This is a genomic window from Acidovorax facilis, from assembly GCF_023913775.1.
Taxonomy (GTDB): domain Bacteria; phylum Pseudomonadota; class Gammaproteobacteria; order Burkholderiales; family Burkholderiaceae_C; genus Acidovorax; species Acidovorax facilis.
Map to the genome: position 1 here is coordinate 1 of NZ_JAMXAX010000067.1, position 15829 is coordinate 15829.

A 15829-nucleotide genomic window follows, 5' to 3' on the forward strand; every position below is an offset into this window, starting at 1 on the left:
TACTCCCCGCGCTGCTCCTGCACCATTCTCACTGCGCGCTCACGCACCTCGGGCGAGAACTTGTTCGTTTTCTTCATGGCTCAATCCTCTCAGAGTGTTGAGCCTCCTCAAAACCCGGGGCGATTCATTAGTCATTTTCAACCAGAATTTTGGACTTCGGTAACGGGGCGAGATGTGCTTCGAGGGGCTACCCCTCCGGCCAATTTCAACTCGGTACTCACGAAGGCAAAAGAGTTCCGTGACGGCTTCAGTCTAGCCAGGCCCCGTGCTCCTCTATATGCGTACTATTCGATGTACTGGTTCACTCCGGAGAAGGCACATCTGGGGAATGAAGGGCATCTTAGAAGGGATAAGACGTGGATTGATCTAGACGGCGATGGTCGAGTGCCATTACCAGCTGGAGGCTCTCGCCCGGAGAGTTCGTGGCTTTCTGGATACACACCGGTCAACAGCGTCCACGGTGGTTTGCCAAAGGACAAAATCTTCCAGGAAATGTTCTTGGTCGGACGCCTCCCAAAGCTAGTCCAAGGGCTTACGGCTTATGAACTTATCTTGGAACACGGAAAGGACCCTGCAGCGATTGCGGCCTACGCTAAGGCTGGAGGGGGCGTTCCTGTCGTGGACGAATTCAAGGGTGCTTTGGATGTAGTGGCCCCCAATGGCGTCGGCACGACACCTCGGTCGCCATTGGGGGCCGATATGGTTGCGCTGGCTGACGGCTTCCGTGTAGATCTATGTCGGACCACCCCTCTGTGCACAACTACTTATAGGAAGGCAAGGTTGCGAAATCTCTCTGTTGTTGAGAGAAGATTGGAGTTCGCTAGTGTGTTGGGAAACGAGGGCTGGTCGGCGTCAGAACGAGCCTCTGCGGCCGCCCAAATAGGACTGGCCAATGCAAGCCTTGGCGAGTTACGCTCTGCAGGGCCGGTTCTCGCGACGGCGTCTACCGAACTGACTCGCAGCATTGAGCAATCTACCATTTCTGATTCTGGTCGCCAGAAGCTCGCTGACCTTAAACAAGTGGTCGACCGAAATCTGGCAGTCGCACTAAGGGAGAGCGGGCAGTGCCCTGCAGCCAAGGCGTTACTTACCTCGCTTGAGTTAAGTAAGACTAGGTACCGCGCAGACCTGAGTGCGATTTGTTTAGATAGAGATACTGCGGTGTCTCAGCCTCTCGGTGACTTCTAAGGTCGAGCGTGAGTACCTCGCTTGGCCCAAACGCTGTACGCCTTGCATAAATTGCCCGCTCCCCAATACGCAGGGTTGGATTGCCTTGATCTGCGGGTGAGTTGTCACCTATTGGTTGGTTCCAAAATCGGCCGGTAACGTGGATCCCGAAATGAAGCGAATTCACCTTCTGGTGGGTGTCTCCGATTCAGCTTTTTCAGGTAGCTTCCCGATTGCAAACGCTTCCCAAGCATTCATGAGTTCCCGCCGTTGCTCTAGCAAGTCAGTGCGATGGTAGGCCGCCTCAACCTTGTCTTTGATGGTGTGTGCCAGTGAACGTTCCGCAAGGTCACGTGCAACCCCTTTCTCGCTGCACCAGTCCCGAAAGCTGGATCGGAAGCCATGGGCCGTCGCAACCCTTCCAGGGGTGTCGCTGTGGGCCTTTAACCTGCGCAGAAGCGATGTGATGGCCATGTCGGAAAGTTCGACCCGATCCCGAACCGAAGGAAACACGAGGGTTTCGTGCAGGCCCTTCTGCTCTTCAAGGATTGCCATCACCCGTGGGGAGATGGGAACGCGATGGGGAAACTTTGCCTTCATGCGCTCGGCAGGGATCGTCCAGACTTTGCTCTTGAGATCGACCTCGTTCCAGGTCATTCCCCGCGCCTCGCCCGAGCGACAGGCCGTCAGAATCACAAACTCAAGCAATGTGCGCGTCACCTCAGGCCGGCTGCCCGGCCTGAGGTGTTTTTGCACGAATTCTGGAATGTCTCGCCAGGGCATGGCGGGATGGTGTTGCGTCCGCACAGCCTTGCCTGGCTGCTGCGCGAGCAGGTGTCCCACCACGTCAACGGGATTTGATTGGCAGTAACCGTGGGCCCAACCCCAGCCAATCACTGCATGGATGCGCTGTTTTACCCGACTGGCTGTTTCTGCCTTGGTTAGCCAGATGGGCTTCAGCACCTCGGCAACGTCGCCTGGTTGGATCTCGTGCAGAAGTTTGCTCCCCAACTTTGGGAAGACGTACTCCTGCAAGGTGTTGATCCATTGCTGGCCATGCTTGGGGTTCTTCCAACCAGGAAGGAGGTCTCCATGGAGCGTGTGTGCGGCTTCTTTGAAGGTAGGAACCTTGGGCTTGTCTTCGATCTTTGCCTTCTCTTCGAGCGGGTCCTTGCCCTCGGCCAGTTCAATGCGCATGACGGTAGCGTGCTTGCCCACTTCCGCGATGCTGATCTCAGGGTAGGAACCCAGGCCGGCATTTCGACGTTTTCCCGACACGGGGCTGACGTATCGCAGGACCCACTTGCCGTGGCCCTTCGTGTTGGACGGGTGCAGGGCCAGACCGGTGATACCCCCATGGGGAATTGCCGTGTCCGTTGGTTTGATGTTCCGCGCTTTGGTGTCGGTAATGATGGTCATTCGGTGTGCCTGGTTAGGTATGCCATCCAGTATGCCACTGAGTATTTGCTCTCATCGATACTTCTTGGACGTCTTTGAACAAAATACTTATATAAAACAATGGATTACGGTGTTTATTTGAATCTCGCTGGAACTCATAAAACACTATTCTGGCGGACTCCGTTTCCGCCAAGATAAAGCCCAAGTGATTCATTCACTTGGGCTTTTTTCTTGTGATGCATCCGTCTTGGCGCCTTGTCTGCCGCGCCTGGCGAATCCGCCTGACCGACGCTGCGCTCATTCGTCGATGGACGCGCTCCAGCGGCTGCCCCAATCGCCCCCCTTGTTGCTCACCTTGTCGATCTCGCGCCGATCCCGTTTGGTAGGGCGGCCTTCGTGCAGCGTGGCGGCGGGTTCTGGTGCCAGGCGGCGCAACTCCGCAGCCTTTTCGCGGGTGGCGATGCTATCGGGCGTTTCCTGGTACAGCTGTTGGGCGACAGGTGCTGGGCCGCGCGCTCCGCTCAGGCCCATCACCAGCACCGTACGGGCAACCGGCCCCTGGCGCAGCGCGACGGTATCGCCGCATCGCAGGTCCCGCGCGGGTTTGGCCAGTTGGCCATTGACGGTGACGCGGCCTTTGCCGATTTCTTCGGTGGCCAGGCTGCGGGTTTTGTAAAAGCGCGCGCACCAGAGCCATTTGTCCAGCCGCATTGTCTCCAGGGTGTTCATGCCGGGGATTGTGCCGCGTGTGCGGGGTTGCCCATGTCAGCCGATGGCGCGGCCAGTGGCAGGCGCACCACGGCGTCCAGCCCTGTCAGTCTGCTGCCCACCATGCGGTTGGTTAAGGCGATGCTGCCACCGAGGGCTTGCACGATCTCATGGCAGATCGCCAGGCCCAGGCCGCTGCCCGCGCGCACGTCGCCGGCCGAAAAGGGCTGAAAGAGGCGTGTCGCCAGTTCGTCGTCGATGCCGGGGCCGTGGTCGCTGATGGTCAGCGCCACATGGTGGCTGTCGGTGCGCAGATCCACCGTGAGTTCGCTGCCCTGCGGGGCGTGGCGCACGGCGTTGTGCAACAGGTTGCGGCTCAGCTCGCGCAGCATCCACTCATGAGCCTGCACCCGTGCGGGCTCGGTGTGTATGCCGAAATCCAGGTCGCGCTGGGCGATCAGGGGCGAGATTTCTAGCGCCACGGTACGCAGCATTTCGTCCAGCCGTGTGGTCGGTGGGGTGCTTTGCTGGCGCAGTTGCTCCACCTTGGCGAGAGCTAGCATCTGGTTCGCCAGCTGGGTCGCGCGGTCCACGGTGTCGCTGATTTCATGCAGGGCCTGCTGGGGCTCCACGTCGCCGCGCAGGGCGGACTGCACCTGGGTCTTCAGCACCGCCAAGGGCGTGCGCAACTGGTGCGAGGCATCGCGCACAAAGCGCTTCTGGTGTCGCAGCAGGTGGCGCAGGCGCTGCATGACCTCGTTCGTGGCATCGATGAGCGGCTGCAGCTCGCGCGGGGTGGAGGGGGCCGCGATGGGGCTCAGGTCGCCCTCCCTGCGCCCTTGTAGCTGCAGGCTCAGCTGCCGCACAGGGTGGATGGCCCGCTGCACCACCAGCACCACGGTCAACGCGATCACGGCGACGAGCAGGGCCTGGCGCAGCAGCGTGTTGCGCAGAATCTGCAAGGCCAGGGTTTCGCGCACCTCCAGGGTTTCGGCTACCTGGATCACGGCCATGGTGCGGCCTTCCGAGCTTGCCACGGGCTGCAGCAGCACGGCCACGCGCACATCGCGCTCCCGAAAGCGGTCGTCGTAGAAATCCACCAATGCCGCATACGGCGGGCGGGCCGGTATCTGGCCGCGCCATACCGGCAGTTCGGCAAATCCAGAAACCAAGTCGCCTTGCAGGGTGGACACGCGGTAGAACATCTGGCTCTGGTTGTCTGCCTCAAAGGCTTCCAGCGCGGAGTAGGGCACCGTGGCGCGCAACTCTGCCGCTTCGTCGTAGCCCCGCACATCGAGTTGCTCGCTGATGCTTTTGGCCGATGCCAGCAGGGTGCGGTCATAGGCCGTATTGAGCGAGGCCAGGGTCTGCTGGTAGAGGCTGTAGGTGTTGAACCCGATGAACAGCACCACGGGCAGCAGAATACCCAGCAGCAGGCGCCTGCGCAACGAAGGGTGGCGGCCCGAGTCTGTTGCAGCGCTCATGTGTCGGCCCGCAGCAGGTAGCCCAGCCCGCGCAGGGTCATCAGCGTGAGGCCTGTGCCTGCCAGCTTCTTGCGCAGGCGGTACACCACGACCTCAATGGCCTCGTACTGCACATCCAGCTGGCCGGGGAACACCAGTTCGTACAGCCGCTCCTTCGTTACAGCATGGCCGGGCTGGGCGAGCAGAGCGTGCATCAGTGCCAGTTCGCGCGGTGTCAGCTCCATCACTTCGCCATTCAGGTAGAGCGCGCCGCTGTCCTTGTCGTAACGGATGGCGCCGATCTGCACGGTGCTGGGCGCCAGCGGCGCCACGGTGGGATCTGCGCTGCGCCGCACCAGGGCGCGCAGGCGCGCCTCCAGCTCGTCCAGGTCAAAGGGTTTGGGCAGGTAGTCATCGGCACCCGCGTTCAGGCCCATCACGCGGTCGCCCACAGTGCCGCGTGCAGTGAGGATGAGCACGGGGGTGCGCAGCCCGCGCGAGCGGGCCTGCTGCAGCACCTGCAGGCCGTCGAGCCCGGGCAGGGTCAGGTCCAGGATCACCGCGTCGGGCTGCCGTGCGGCCCACTGGCTGAGCGCCGCGCGGCCGTCGCCCACGGCGGTGACTTCCATGCCACGGCGTGTCAGGGCGCGGTGCAGCGTGGCTTGCATGGTGGGGTCGTCTTCAACAAGAAGCAATTGCATGCGCGGCACCATAGCACCGTCTCATCGGGCCGGTCGCATGAGTGTTTTCCCTGAGTCCATGGACAGCCGTTTGACAGGCAGGGCGCGCATCATCGAGCGGTTCGCAAACCTTACAAGGAGACACCATGCGTCGCGATACCTTCCTCAAATCACTGGCTGCCATGGCCGCCGCAGGCGTGTTGCCTGTGTCGGCCCAGAGCGCTCCGGCCCTCAAGATGATGATTCCCGCCAACCCCGGCGGTGGCTGGGATTCCACCGGCCGTGCCCTGGGCAAGGCCATGCAGGATGCGGGCGCAGCGGCGTCGGTGTCCTATGACAACAAGGGTGGCGCCGCCGGTGCGATCGGTCTGGCCCAGTTCGTCAATGCCAGCAAAGGCGATCCCAACGCGATGATGGTGATGGGCGCCGTGATGCTGGGCGGCATCATCACCGGCAAGCCTCCGGTCGGCCTGGACAAGGTCACGCCCCTGGCGCGCCTGACCAGCGAATACAACGTGTTCGTGCTGCCCGCCAACTCGCCTTTCAAGACCATGAAGGATGTGGTGGACCAACTCAAGAAGGACCCCGGCAGCGTGAAGTGGGGCGGTGGTTCGCGCGGCTCTACCGAGCACATTGCGGCGGCCATGATTGCGCGCGAAGTGGGCGTGGACCCTGCCAAGATCAACTACGTGGCATTCCGTGGGGGTGGTGAAGCCACCGCCGCCATCCTGGGCGGCAACGTCACCGTGGGCGGAAGCGGCTACAGCGAGTTTGCCGAGTACATCTCTGCGGGCAAGATGCGTGCGGTGGGCGTCACCTCGGGCTCGCGCCTGAAGGGCGTGAACGTGGCCACGCTCAAGGAGCAGGGCATCAACGTGGAAATCGGCAACTGGCGCGGCGTGTATGGCGCGCCCGGCATCACGGCCGAGCAGCGCAAGGCACTGATCGACGCCCTGTCCAAGACCTTCAAGCACAAGGCCTGGCAGGATGCGATGGAGAAGAACGGCTGGACCCCTGCATGGATGGCGGGTGACGAGTTTGCCAACTTTGTGGACGCCGAGTTCGCCAGCATGCGCGCCACGATGGCCAAGTCTGGAATGATCTGATCTGAGACAAGCAAGCAGGTCAAGGCGCTGGCTGCGCGCCCCTGACAGGGGTGTGCGGCCATGCCGCCGACCGCTCGGTGCGAAAGAAAAACATGACACAACAACATTCATCGCGCTCCAAGCCTTTGCAGACCTTGATCGGTGCGGGGCTGGTGGTGCTGGCGCTGTGCCTGGCCTGGGGGGCCAGTTCGGTCAGCTCTGAGGCTGGCTATGGAGGTGTAGGCCCCAATTTCTTTCCCTGGGTGGTCAGCATTGCCATCCTGATTTGTGGTGTGCTTTGCGTGGTGCACGCGCTGACGGGCGGGTTTCGCGACCTGGAAGAAGGTTCCGGCGACACGCACGCCCACTGGAAAGGCTTCATCTGGGTGTCGGCCGGGCTGCTGCTCAATGCCTTGCTCATCACCACGCTGGGCTTCATCCTGAGTTGCGCACTGTGCTTTGTGCTGTCGGTGCGGGGCTTCAGGAGTTCGGAAGGCGAGTTGGACCTGCGCCTGCAGGCCTGGATCAAAGACTCCGCCATCGGCGTGGCCGTGTCTGCGCCTGTGTTCTGGATGTTTACGCAATTGCTGGCCATCAACCTGCCCGGCCTGACCAATACGGGGTGGCTGTAAAGCCTGCATGTTATGGATACCTTAAACCTTTTGATGCAGGGTTTTGCGACCGCTGCAACACCCATCAACCTGATGTGGGCCTTTGTGGGCTGCATCATCGGCACCGCCGTGGGCGTGTTGCCTGGCATTGGCCCGGCCGTGGCGGTGGCCATGCTGCTGCCCATCACCGTCAAGGTCGAGGCCACAGCCTCCATGATCTTCTTTGCGGGCATCTACTACGGCGCCATGTACGGCGGCTCCACCACGTCCATTTTGCTCAATACGCCCGGTGAGGCCGGGTCCATGGTCACGGCCATGGAGGGCAACAAGATGGCCAAAAGCGGCCGCGCTGGTGCGGCGCTGGCCACCGCTGCCATTGGCTCGTTTGTGGCGGGCACCATTGCCACCATCCTGGTCACGTTCTTTGCGCCCCTGGTCGCGGAATACGCTGTGCGCCTTGGTCCGCCCGAATACTTCATGCTGATGGTGCTGGCCTTCACCACCGTGAGCGCGGTGCTGGGCAAGAGCACGCTGCGTGGCATGGTCGCGCTGTTCGTTGGCCTGGCCATGGGCCTCATTGGTATCGACCAGCTCACCGGGCAAGCCCGCTACACCGGCGGTGTGCCCGAGCTGATGGACGGCATCGAGGTCGTGCTGATCGCCGTGGGCCTGTTTGCCGTGGGCGAAGCCCTGTACAACGTGATGTACGAAGGCCGCACCGACGAAACGCAGAACCGCCTGACCAGCACGCACATGACCAAGGAAGAGTGGAAGCGCTCCTGGCCTGCGTGGATTCGCGCCACGTTCATCGGTTTTCCGTTTGGCACCGTGCCCGCTGGCGGTAGCGAGATCCCGACCTTCCTGAGCTATGCCGCTGAAAAGAAGCTGAGCAAGAACCCCGAAGAGTTTGGCACCACCGGCGCCATCGAAGGTGTGGCCGGCCCCGAAGCCGCCAACAACGCGGCCATCACGGCCACGCTGATCCCGTTGCTCACGCTGGGCATTCCCACATCGAATACCACGGCCATCCTGCTTGGCGCGTTCCAGAACTACGGCATCCAGCCAGGCCCCCAGCTGTTTGACACCAACGGTGCGCTGGTGTGGGCGCTGATCGCGTCGATGTATATCGGCAACGTGATGCTGCTCATCCTAAACCTGCCTTTGGTAGGCCTGTGGGTCAAGCTGCTGAATATTCCCAAGTCGTACCTGTACGCGGGCATTCTGGTGTTCTCCACGCTCGGTGTGTATGGCATGCGCCAAAGCGCGTTCGACCTGGTGCTGCTGTACGCCATTGGCCTGTTGGGCGTGGTGATGCGCCGCTTTGACTTCCCGGCTGCGCCGGTGGTGGTGGGCATGATCCTGGGCCCCTTGGCGGAAGCCCAGATGCGCAATGCCGTGGCCATTGGCGAAGGCAAGTGGAGCATCTTCGTGGAGCGTCCAGGCTCGCTGACCCTGATCGTCATCGTGCTGGCCGTGCTGATCGTGCCGCGCCTGCTGCGACGCTGGGCGGCGCGCAAGCTGGCATTGGTGCAGACCTGACCGGCGCGCAGCGCGCTCCCTTCACCCCAAAAAAACCGCGCTGCAATGGCGCGGTTTTTTGTTTTTTGGGGCACCCGTTGGCACGGGTGTTTTTTCAGCATCTGCGCAAGCCAGACACCGGGGGCTGGACGCCCCCGGTGCCCTCCCCACCAAGGTGACTTGCGTGCTCACAAGCCGTGAATCGTACCATAAAATGCGAATAGTTCTTATTTGCAAGGGTGGCGCATGCATTCACTTCCGCAGGAGTTTCTGGCACTTTGCCGCCAATTGGGCGATGTGCAAAAGCGCTGCAGTGCCACGGTGGCAGCCCAGGCGGCGCAGATCGATGCCCTCCGGGCCCAAGTGCTGCGGCTGCGTGCCGAGGTGATCGTGCGGGACACGCGCCTGGCCATGGCGCAGGATGCGCTGGCGCAGTGGAAAGCGGCCCACCCCAGCCTGCCGCGCCGCAAGGCGATGGCCCTCCACATCAGCGTGCTGGTCGAGCGCATTGCCAGCCTGTCGCGCGAATGCCTGCGCTGGCGGCTGGCGGTCGAGGCGCCCGCCCAGTCCGTGCAGCCCGAAGGTAGTCTGGGCGTGGCAGGCCATCCTTCTGCGGCCAAGGGCAAAGGCTGCGCCGAGCCCGATGCCGCGCCGGACGGCACCCTGGACGCCAATCTGGCCGCTGCCGACCTGGTGATCTGCCAGACGGGCTGCATCAGCCATGACGAGTACTGGCGCGTGCAGGACCACTGCCGCCGCACGGGCAAGCCCTGCATCCTGGTGGACCAACCCCTGGCAGTGCGCGAGGCCGAGGCGCTGGCCGCCGTTCAGCCCATGGTGGTTCTGCGCATGACGCGCGCGCAGCGCCCGGTGGGCAATGCACAGGCGACCGACGGGTATGTGGTTCTGGATAAAAATAGCCTCTAGCGCTTGATGATATTGTGCTCATAGCTATAAAAATAGTAGCATCTGGATTTGCAGGTAAATGCGCGGCAGCTGCGCGGTGACAGCGGCGTGACTGTTCTTCGGCCCACCCCGCCGCGCTACCATCCGCAGATGCCTTTGCTCACCGATGACGCCCCCGCACTGCCGCTGGATGCCCAGGGCATCCTGGAACTGGCGGCACGCTCCATGTTTCAGCTGTTCTCCAGCGTCAGCCAGGGCATGTTCCTGGTGGACCGCAGCGGGCGCATCGTGTGGGTGAACGAGGGCTACCAGCGTTTTCTGCCCGACCTTGGGTTCTCTTCGGTGGACCAGTTTGTCGGCCGCACGGTGGAAGAGGTGATCCCCAACACCCAGATGCGCCGCGTGCTCGAAACCGGCCAGCCCGTGCTCATTGACCTGCTCACCAACAAGGCGGGCACCTTCGTGGTCAGCCGCATCCCGCTGCGCGACGATGCGGACCGCGTGATCGGCGCCATCGGCATCGTGTTGTTCGACCACCCCGAGACCACGCTGCAGCCGCTGATCAGCAAGTTTGCCCTGCTGCAGCGCGATCTGGACGATGCACGGCGCGAGCTGGCCAGCCAGCGGCGGCGCAGCCTGACGGTGGCGGGTGACGGCGAGCGGCGGTCCAAATACACCTTTGCCAGCTTCATCGGGTCGAGTCCCGCTGCGGCTGAGGTCAAGCGCCAGGCACGCCGTGCAGCGCAGTCCACCAGCCCGGTGCTGCTGCTGGGCGAGACAGGCACCGGCAAAGAGCTGCTGGCCCACGCCATCCACGCTGCATCCAGCCGTGCAAGCGGCCCTTTTGTCAGCGTCAACATCGCTGCCGTGCCCGACACGCTGCTGGAGGCAGAGTTCTTTGGCGTGGCGCCGGGCGCCTACACCGGCGCGTCGGCCAAGGGGCGCGATGGCAAGTTCAAGCTGGCCGACGGCGGCACGCTGTTCCTCGACGAAATCGGCGATATGCCCCAAAGCCTGCAGGCCAAGCTGCTGCGCGCGCTGCAGGAAGGGGAGATCGAGCCGCTGGGCAGCAACAAGCTCGTGCCCTTCAACGTACGCATCCTGGCCGCCACCTCGCGCGATCTGGCTGGCTTGGTGCGTGAAGGCAAGTTCCGCGAAGACCTGTTTTACCGCCTGCACGTGCTGCCGGTGCGCGTGCCACCACTGCGTGCGCGGCGCAGTGACATTCCGGCACTGGTCGAGGCTCTGGGCGATGACCTGGCGCTGCGCAACGGCACGCCACCGCCTGAGCTGATGCCCGAGGCCATGGCCTTGCTCGCTGGCCAGCCCTGGCGCGGCAACATCCGCGAGCTGCGCAACGTGCTGGAGCAGGCCGTGATGCGCAGCGAGGGCCAGTCCATCGACGCGGCGCAGCTCGAACGCATCCTGCGCGAAGCGGGCGTGGAGCCCGCCGCGCCGGTGCAGGACACCACCGCCGTGGTGGTCGAGGCCGAGGACGAGTCGCGCTACCTGCGGCCCCTGGCCGAGCAGGTGGCCGAACTGGAGCAGCGGGCCATCCATGCCGCCATGAAGGCCCATGGCGGCAACAAGCTGGCCACGGCGCGGCAGCTCGGTATCTCACGCGCCACGCTCTATGGACGTCTGGAAAACCCTGAATAAATTTCAGGCAATTGTCTGAAAATTAGACATTTATTGTGTATTGAATTCAGGCATAGCCTCCAGTGTGTGAGGAAAAGTTTCTTTGAAATCAAGCACTTGGCTGCTGGCACAGACTGTGCAATAAAGAAGCATCACAACAGGAGACATCGCCATGCACCGTCGCACTCTGGTCGCCCTCGCTTCCGCAGCCGTTACCGCCGCCACACTTTCCGCCCCCGCATTCGCACAGACCGGCGAAATCCGCGTTGCCCACGTGTACAGCAAGACCGGCCCTCTGGAGGCCTATGGCAAGCAGACCCAGACTGGCCTGATGATGGGGCTGAACTACGCCACCGGCGGCAGCATGACGGTCAATGGCAAGAAGCTGGTGGTGATCGAGAAAGACGACCAGGGCAAGCCCGACCTGGGCAAGAGCCTGCTGGCCACCGCGTACTCTGACGACAAGGCCGACATCGCCGTCGGCCCCACCGCATCGGGCGTGGCCCTGGCCATGCTGCCGGTGGCCGAGGAATACAAAAAGATCCTGCTGGTCGAGCCCGCAGTGGCCGACTCGATCACCGGCGACAAGTGGAACAAGTACATCTTCCGCACAGGCCGCAACAGCAGCCAGGACGCCATCTCCAACGCCGTGGCGGTGGACAAGGAAGGCGTGACCATTGCCACCCTCGCTCAAGACAACGCGTTTGGCCGCGATGGCGTGAAAGCCTTCAAGGACTCGGTCAAGAAGGCCAAGCTCGCCCATGAGGAATACCTGCCAGCTGCCACCACCGACTTCACCGCCGGTGCCCAGCGCCTGATCGACAAACTTAAGGACCAGCCCGGCCGCAAGATCATCTGGGTGGTCTGGGCTGGCGCAGGCAACCCCTTCAAGATCGCCGACATGGACTTGAAGCGCTATGGCATCGAGATCTCCACGGGCGGCAACATCCTGCCCGCCATGGCCGCGTACAAGAACTTCCCCGGCATGGAAGGCGCTACGTACTACTACTTCGGCATCCCCAAGAACCCCGTGAACGAAGCCCTGGTGGCTGCGCACTACAAGGAGTTCAAGACTCCGCCAGACTTCTTCACCGCCGGTGGTTTCAGCTCGGCCATGGCGCTGGTCACGGCGCTCAAGGCCACGGGTGGCGACACCAACACCAACAAGCTCATCAAGACCATGGAGGGCATGAGCTTTGACACCCCCAAGGGCAAGATGACTTTCCGCAAGGAAGACCACCAGGCCATGCAGAGCATGTACCACTTCAAGATCAAGGTGGACCCGGCCTTTGCCTGGGGCGTGCCCGAGCTGGTGCGCGAGATCAAGCCTGAAGAAATGAACGTGCCGATTCGCAACAAGCGATAAGCCGGTCTTTTCGATGCGTTAGCGAGGCCCGACAGGCAGGACAACCATCCTGCTTCGTCGGGGTTCATCCCGCAGGGGCGGCCGCCCCTCTTTTTCCAGTGAATTGATGCATGAACCCCCGGGTTGACATGGGGGCTGGGTCAGACTTTCTCAAAATTATTTGGAGACAAGACAACATGGCTTTCAATTTCATCCGGGCGGCAGCAGCAGGGGCAGCCTTGGCACTGTGCGCCTCGGGCGGCGCGTACGCAGCGGTCAACCTCCCCGCCCTCAAGATCGACAAGACGCAGACCACGGTTTCCGGCCTGTCCTCGGGCGGCTTCATGGCCGTGCAGCTGCATGTGGCGTACTCGGCCACGTTTGCCAAGGGCGTGGGGGTGGTGGCGGGCGGGCCGTTCTATTGCGCCGAGGGCTCAGTCGTCAATGCCACGGGGCGCTGCATGGCCAGCCCCACGGGCATTCCCACCAGCACGCTGGTGAACACCACCAACACCTGGGCCGGCCAGGGCGTGATCGACCCCGTGGCCAACCTGCAGAACTCCAAGGTCTACCTGTTCTCGGGCACGCTCGACAGCGTGGTCAAGACGGGGGTGATGGATGCACTGCGCACCTACTACAACAGCTTCGTGCCAGCGGCCAACGTGGTCTACAAGAAGGACATCGCATCAGAGCACGCGATGGTGACGGACGACTATGGCAACGGCTGCTCCACCAAGGGTGCTCCCTACATCAGCGACTGCAACTTCGACCTGGCAGGCGCCATGCTGCAGCACCTGTACGGCACGCTGAACGCACGCAACAACGCCACGCTGCCCAGCGGCAATTTCATCGAGTTCAACCAGAGCGAATTCATCTCCAACCACGGCATGGCCACCACGGGCTGGGCCTATGTGCCCCAGGCCTGCCAGGCGGGCGGCACGGCCACCTGCAAGCTGCATGTGGTGCTGCATGGCTGCAAGCAGAACGTGAACGACGTGCAGCAGCAGTACGTGCGCAACACGGGCTACAACCGCTGGGCCGACAGTAACAACATCGTGATGCTGTACCCGCAGACCAGCCTGGCCGCCACCAACAGCTGCTGGGACTGGTGGGGCTATGACAGCGCCAACTATTCCAAGAAGTCCGGCCCGCAGATGGCTGCTATCAAGGCCATGGTGGACCGCGTGGGAAGCGGTGGAACCACCAACCCACCGGTGGACCTGCCAGCCCCCACGGGCGTGAGCACCTCGGGCGCCACGGCCAGCAGCATGGCGATTGGCTGGAACGCCGTGAGCGGAGCGGCCAGCTACAACGTGTACCGCAATGGCAACAAGACCAATGCGCTGCCCGTGACCGCCACGAATTTCACCGACACCGGCCTGGCCGCATCCACCACCTACAGCTGGACGGTGCGTGCCGCTGATGGCAACGGCGCCGAGGGCGCCGTGTCCGCCGCTGCATCCGGCACCACGCTGGCCGCATCGGGCGGCGGCACGGGCACCTGCACCACGGCCAGCAACTATGCGCACACCATGGCGGGCCGTGCCTACGTGTATGGCGGCTACACCTTCGCGCTGGGTTCCAACCAGAGCATGGGGCTGTGGAACATCTTTGTGAACAACACGCTGAAACAGACCAGCCCCAACTACTACGTCATCGGAACTTGCCCTTGACGTGAAAAAGGGGGCGGCCGCCCCCTCGACCAACGATGACTACCGTGAAAGTGAACCACCACCCATGAGCACCTTGGCCACCAAGGACTTGACCATCCGCTTTGGCGGCCACGTGGCGGTCAATGCCGTGACCTGCTCTTTCGAGCCCGGCACGCTGACCGCCATCGTGGGCCCCAATGGCGCGGGCAAGACCACGTACTTCAACCTCATCTCGGGGCAACTCAAGGCCACCAGCGGCAGCGTCACGCTGGGCGGGCAGGACCTGACCGGCCAGTCCGTCTCGGCGCGCACGCATGCGGGCCTGGGCCGGGCGTTCCAGCTCACCAACCTGTTCCCCAACCTCAGCGTGCTCGAGAACGTGCGCCTGGCCGTGCAGGCCACGCAAGAGGGCAAGCACCGCCGGGGCCTGAACCTGTGGAGCATCTGGAGCGACCACCATGCGCTGACCGAGCGGGCTGAATCCATCCTGCAGACGGTGGCCATGTACGAGCGTCGCGACACGCCCGTGGCCAGCCTGCCGCATGGCGACCAGCGCAAGCTCGAAGTGGCGCTGCTCATGGCGCTGGAGCCGCAGGTCTACATGTTCGACGAACCCACGGCCGGCATGAGCCACGACGAAGCGCCCGTGATCCTGAACCTGATCCGTGATCTGAAGAAGGACAAGACCAAGATCATCCTGCTGGTGGAGCACAAGATGGACGTGGTGCGCGAGCTGGCCGACCGCATCATCGTGCTGACCAACGGCACGCTGGTGGCCGACGGCCCACCGGCCGAGGTGATCGCATCGCCCGTGGTGCAGGAAGCCTACCTCGGTGTAACCAAGGAGGCCGCCGCATGACCACCACCACCAACAACACGGGCAATCTGCTCGAACTCCAGGGCGTGCACACGCACATCGGCGCGTACCACATCCTGCACGGCGTGGATCTGGCCGTGCCCAAGGGCCAGCTCACCATGCTGCTGGGCCGCAACGGCGCGGGCAAGACGACCACGCTGCGCACCATCATGGGCCTGTGGCATGCGTCCAAAGGCTCGGTCCACTTTGCAGGCAAAGACATCACGGCGCTGAACACCCCGCAGATCGCGGGCATGAACATCGCCTACGTGCCCGAGAACATGGGCATCTTTGCTGACCTCACGGTGAAGGAAAACATGCTGCTGGCCGCCCGCAGCGCGCGCAATGCCGCGCAGATGGACGAGGCGCGGCTGCAGTGGATCTTCAAGCTCTTCCCAGCCGTGGAGAAGTTCTGGAACCACCCGGCCGGCAAGCTCAGCGGCGGGCAAAAGCAGATGGTGGCCGTGAGCCGCGCCATCGTCGAGCCGCGCGACCTGCTCATCGTGGACGAGCCCAGCAAGGGCCTGGCGCCCGCCATCATCAACAACATGATCGAGGCGTTCGACCAGCTCAAAAAGAGCGGCGTGACCATCTTGCTGGTCGAGCAGAACATCAACTTTGCCAAGCGGCTCGGCGACACCGTGGCCGTGATGGACAACGGCCAGGTGGTGCATGCAGGCAGCATGGCTGCGCTGGCCGAAGACGAAGCACTGCAGCGCTCGCTGCTGGGGTTGGCACTATGAGTTTTGCACCAGATTTCAAGCCTTTTGGGCTGCTAGCGCTTGATGGTAAAGCGCTAGAA

The 15829-nt window shown here is 62.9% G+C and carries 13 protein-coding genes; 9 read left to right on the forward strand and 4 right to left on the reverse strand.

Going from position 1 to position 15829, the window contains the following annotated elements; translation table 11 throughout:
• Nucleotides 1-1350: 1350 nt before the first annotated feature.
• The 4 genes from NFX52_RS17745 to NFX52_RS17760 form a co-directional block, all read right to left on the reverse strand.
• A complete protein-coding gene (locus NFX52_RS17745) occupies nt 1351-2586 on the reverse strand; it encodes a tyrosine-type recombinase/integrase (protein WP_055400417.1) in 1236 nt (411 codons plus the stop codon).
• Between the two features lie 276 nt (nt 2587-2862).
• Complete coding sequence (locus tag NFX52_RS17750) at nt 2863-3294, reverse strand: RNA-binding S4 domain-containing protein (protein ID WP_055400419.1); 432 nt, start codon at nt 3292-3294, stop codon at nt 2863-2865.
• Nucleotides 3291-4757 (reverse strand): sensor histidine kinase, encoded by a 1467-nt coding sequence (locus NFX52_RS17755; RefSeq protein ID WP_055400421.1) that lies wholly within the window; start codon nt 4755-4757, stop codon nt 3291-3293. The genes NFX52_RS17750 and NFX52_RS17755 overlap by 4 nt, the downstream gene beginning before the upstream one ends.
• Nucleotides 4754-5437 (reverse strand): response regulator transcription factor, encoded by a 684-nt coding sequence (locus tag NFX52_RS17760; protein ID WP_055400466.1) that lies wholly within the window; start codon nt 5435-5437, stop codon nt 4754-4756. The genes NFX52_RS17755 and NFX52_RS17760 overlap by 4 nt, the downstream gene beginning before the upstream one ends.
• Nucleotides 5438-5562: 125 nt before the next feature.
• Between NFX52_RS17760 and NFX52_RS17765 the strand changes: the two genes are divergently transcribed.
• From NFX52_RS17765 to NFX52_RS17805, 9 genes are all read left to right on the forward strand, one after another.
• Nucleotides 5563-6522 carry a Bug family tripartite tricarboxylate transporter substrate binding protein gene (locus tag NFX52_RS17765; protein ID WP_055400423.1) on the forward strand — a complete coding sequence of 320 codons (960 nt, stop codon included), beginning with the start codon at nt 5563-5565 and terminating at the stop codon, nt 6520-6522.
• Nucleotides 6523-6614: 92 nt separating this feature from the next.
• On the forward strand, nt 6615-7133 hold the full coding sequence (locus NFX52_RS17770; RefSeq protein WP_055400468.1) for a tripartite tricarboxylate transporter TctB family protein: 519 nt from the start codon (nt 6615-6617) through the stop codon (nt 7131-7133).
• 12 nt (nt 7134-7145) lie between these two features.
• Nucleotides 7146-8651 (forward strand): tripartite tricarboxylate transporter permease, encoded by a 1506-nt coding sequence (locus tag NFX52_RS17775; protein WP_055400425.1) that lies wholly within the window; start codon nt 7146-7148, stop codon nt 8649-8651.
• A gap of 225 nt (nt 8652-8876) precedes the next feature.
• Nucleotides 8877-9557, forward strand: a complete 681-nt coding sequence (locus tag NFX52_RS17780; protein ID WP_055400427.1) for a DUF2325 domain-containing protein — start codon at nt 8877-8879, stop codon at nt 9555-9557.
• 129 nt (nt 9558-9686) lie between these two features.
• Entirely contained in the window at nt 9687-11195 is a 1509-nt protein-coding gene (locus tag NFX52_RS17785; RefSeq protein ID WP_055400429.1) for a sigma-54 interaction domain-containing protein, read from the forward strand.
• A gap of 151 nt (nt 11196-11346) precedes the next feature.
• Entirely contained in the window at nt 11347-12540 is a 1194-nt protein-coding gene (locus tag NFX52_RS17790) for a substrate-binding domain-containing protein (RefSeq protein ID WP_055400431.1), read from the forward strand.
• A gap of 176 nt (nt 12541-12716) precedes the next feature.
• Nucleotides 12717-14192: an extracellular catalytic domain type 2 short-chain-length polyhydroxyalkanoate depolymerase gene (locus NFX52_RS17795; RefSeq protein ID WP_055400433.1), complete on the forward strand. Its 1476-nt coding sequence runs from the start codon at nt 12717-12719 to the stop codon at nt 14190-14192.
• 64 nt (nt 14193-14256) lie between these two features.
• Nucleotides 14257-15030 (forward strand): ABC transporter ATP-binding protein, encoded by a 774-nt coding sequence (locus NFX52_RS17800; protein WP_055400470.1) that lies wholly within the window; start codon nt 14257-14259, stop codon nt 15028-15030.
• Nucleotides 15027-15770, forward strand: coding sequence for an ABC transporter ATP-binding protein (locus NFX52_RS17805; RefSeq protein WP_055400434.1), 744 nt, complete (start codon nt 15027-15029; stop codon nt 15768-15770). Before NFX52_RS17800 ends, NFX52_RS17805 begins: the two co-directional genes overlap by 4 nt.
• Nucleotides 15771-15829 lie beyond the last annotated feature (59 nt).

Bases quoted from the DNA above. Each gene is read 5' to 3' on its own strand.
- NFX52_RS17760 (WP_055400466.1), bottom strand. From the start codon at position 5,437: ATGCAATTGCTTCTTGTTGAAGACGACCCCACCATGCAAGCCACGCTG.
- NFX52_RS17785 (WP_055400429.1), top strand. From the start codon at position 9,687: ATGCCTTTGCTCACCGATGACGCCCCCGCACTGCCGCTGGATGCCCAG.
- NFX52_RS17765 (WP_055400423.1), top strand. From the start codon at position 5,563: ATGCGTCGCGATACCTTCCTCAAATCACTGGCTGCCATGGCCGCCGCA.
- NFX52_RS17745 (WP_055400417.1), bottom strand. From the start codon at position 2,586: ATGACCATCATTACCGACACCAAAGCGCGGAACATCAAACCAACGGAC.
- NFX52_RS17770 (WP_055400468.1), top strand. From the start codon at position 6,615: ATGACACAACAACATTCATCGCGCTCCAAGCCTTTGCAGACCTTGATC.
- NFX52_RS17795 (WP_055400433.1), top strand. From the start codon at position 12,717: ATGGCTTTCAATTTCATCCGGGCGGCAGCAGCAGGGGCAGCCTTGGCA.
- NFX52_RS17800 (WP_055400470.1), top strand. From the start codon at position 14,257: ATGAGCACCTTGGCCACCAAGGACTTGACCATCCGCTTTGGCGGCCAC.
- NFX52_RS17790 (WP_055400431.1), top strand. From the start codon at position 11,347: ATGCACCGTCGCACTCTGGTCGCCCTCGCTTCCGCAGCCGTTACCGCC.
- NFX52_RS17755 (WP_055400421.1), bottom strand. From the start codon at position 4,757: ATGAGCGCTGCAACAGACTCGGGCCGCCACCCTTCGTTGCGCAGGCGC.
- NFX52_RS17775 (WP_055400425.1), top strand. From the start codon at position 7,146: ATGGATACCTTAAACCTTTTGATGCAGGGTTTTGCGACCGCTGCAACA.
- NFX52_RS17780 (WP_055400427.1), top strand. From the start codon at position 8,877: ATGCATTCACTTCCGCAGGAGTTTCTGGCACTTTGCCGCCAATTGGGC.
- NFX52_RS17805 (WP_055400434.1), top strand. From the start codon at position 15,027: ATGACCACCACCACCAACAACACGGGCAATCTGCTCGAACTCCAGGGC.
- NFX52_RS17750 (WP_055400419.1), bottom strand. From the start codon at position 3,294: ATGAACACCCTGGAGACAATGCGGCTGGACAAATGGCTCTGGTGCGCG.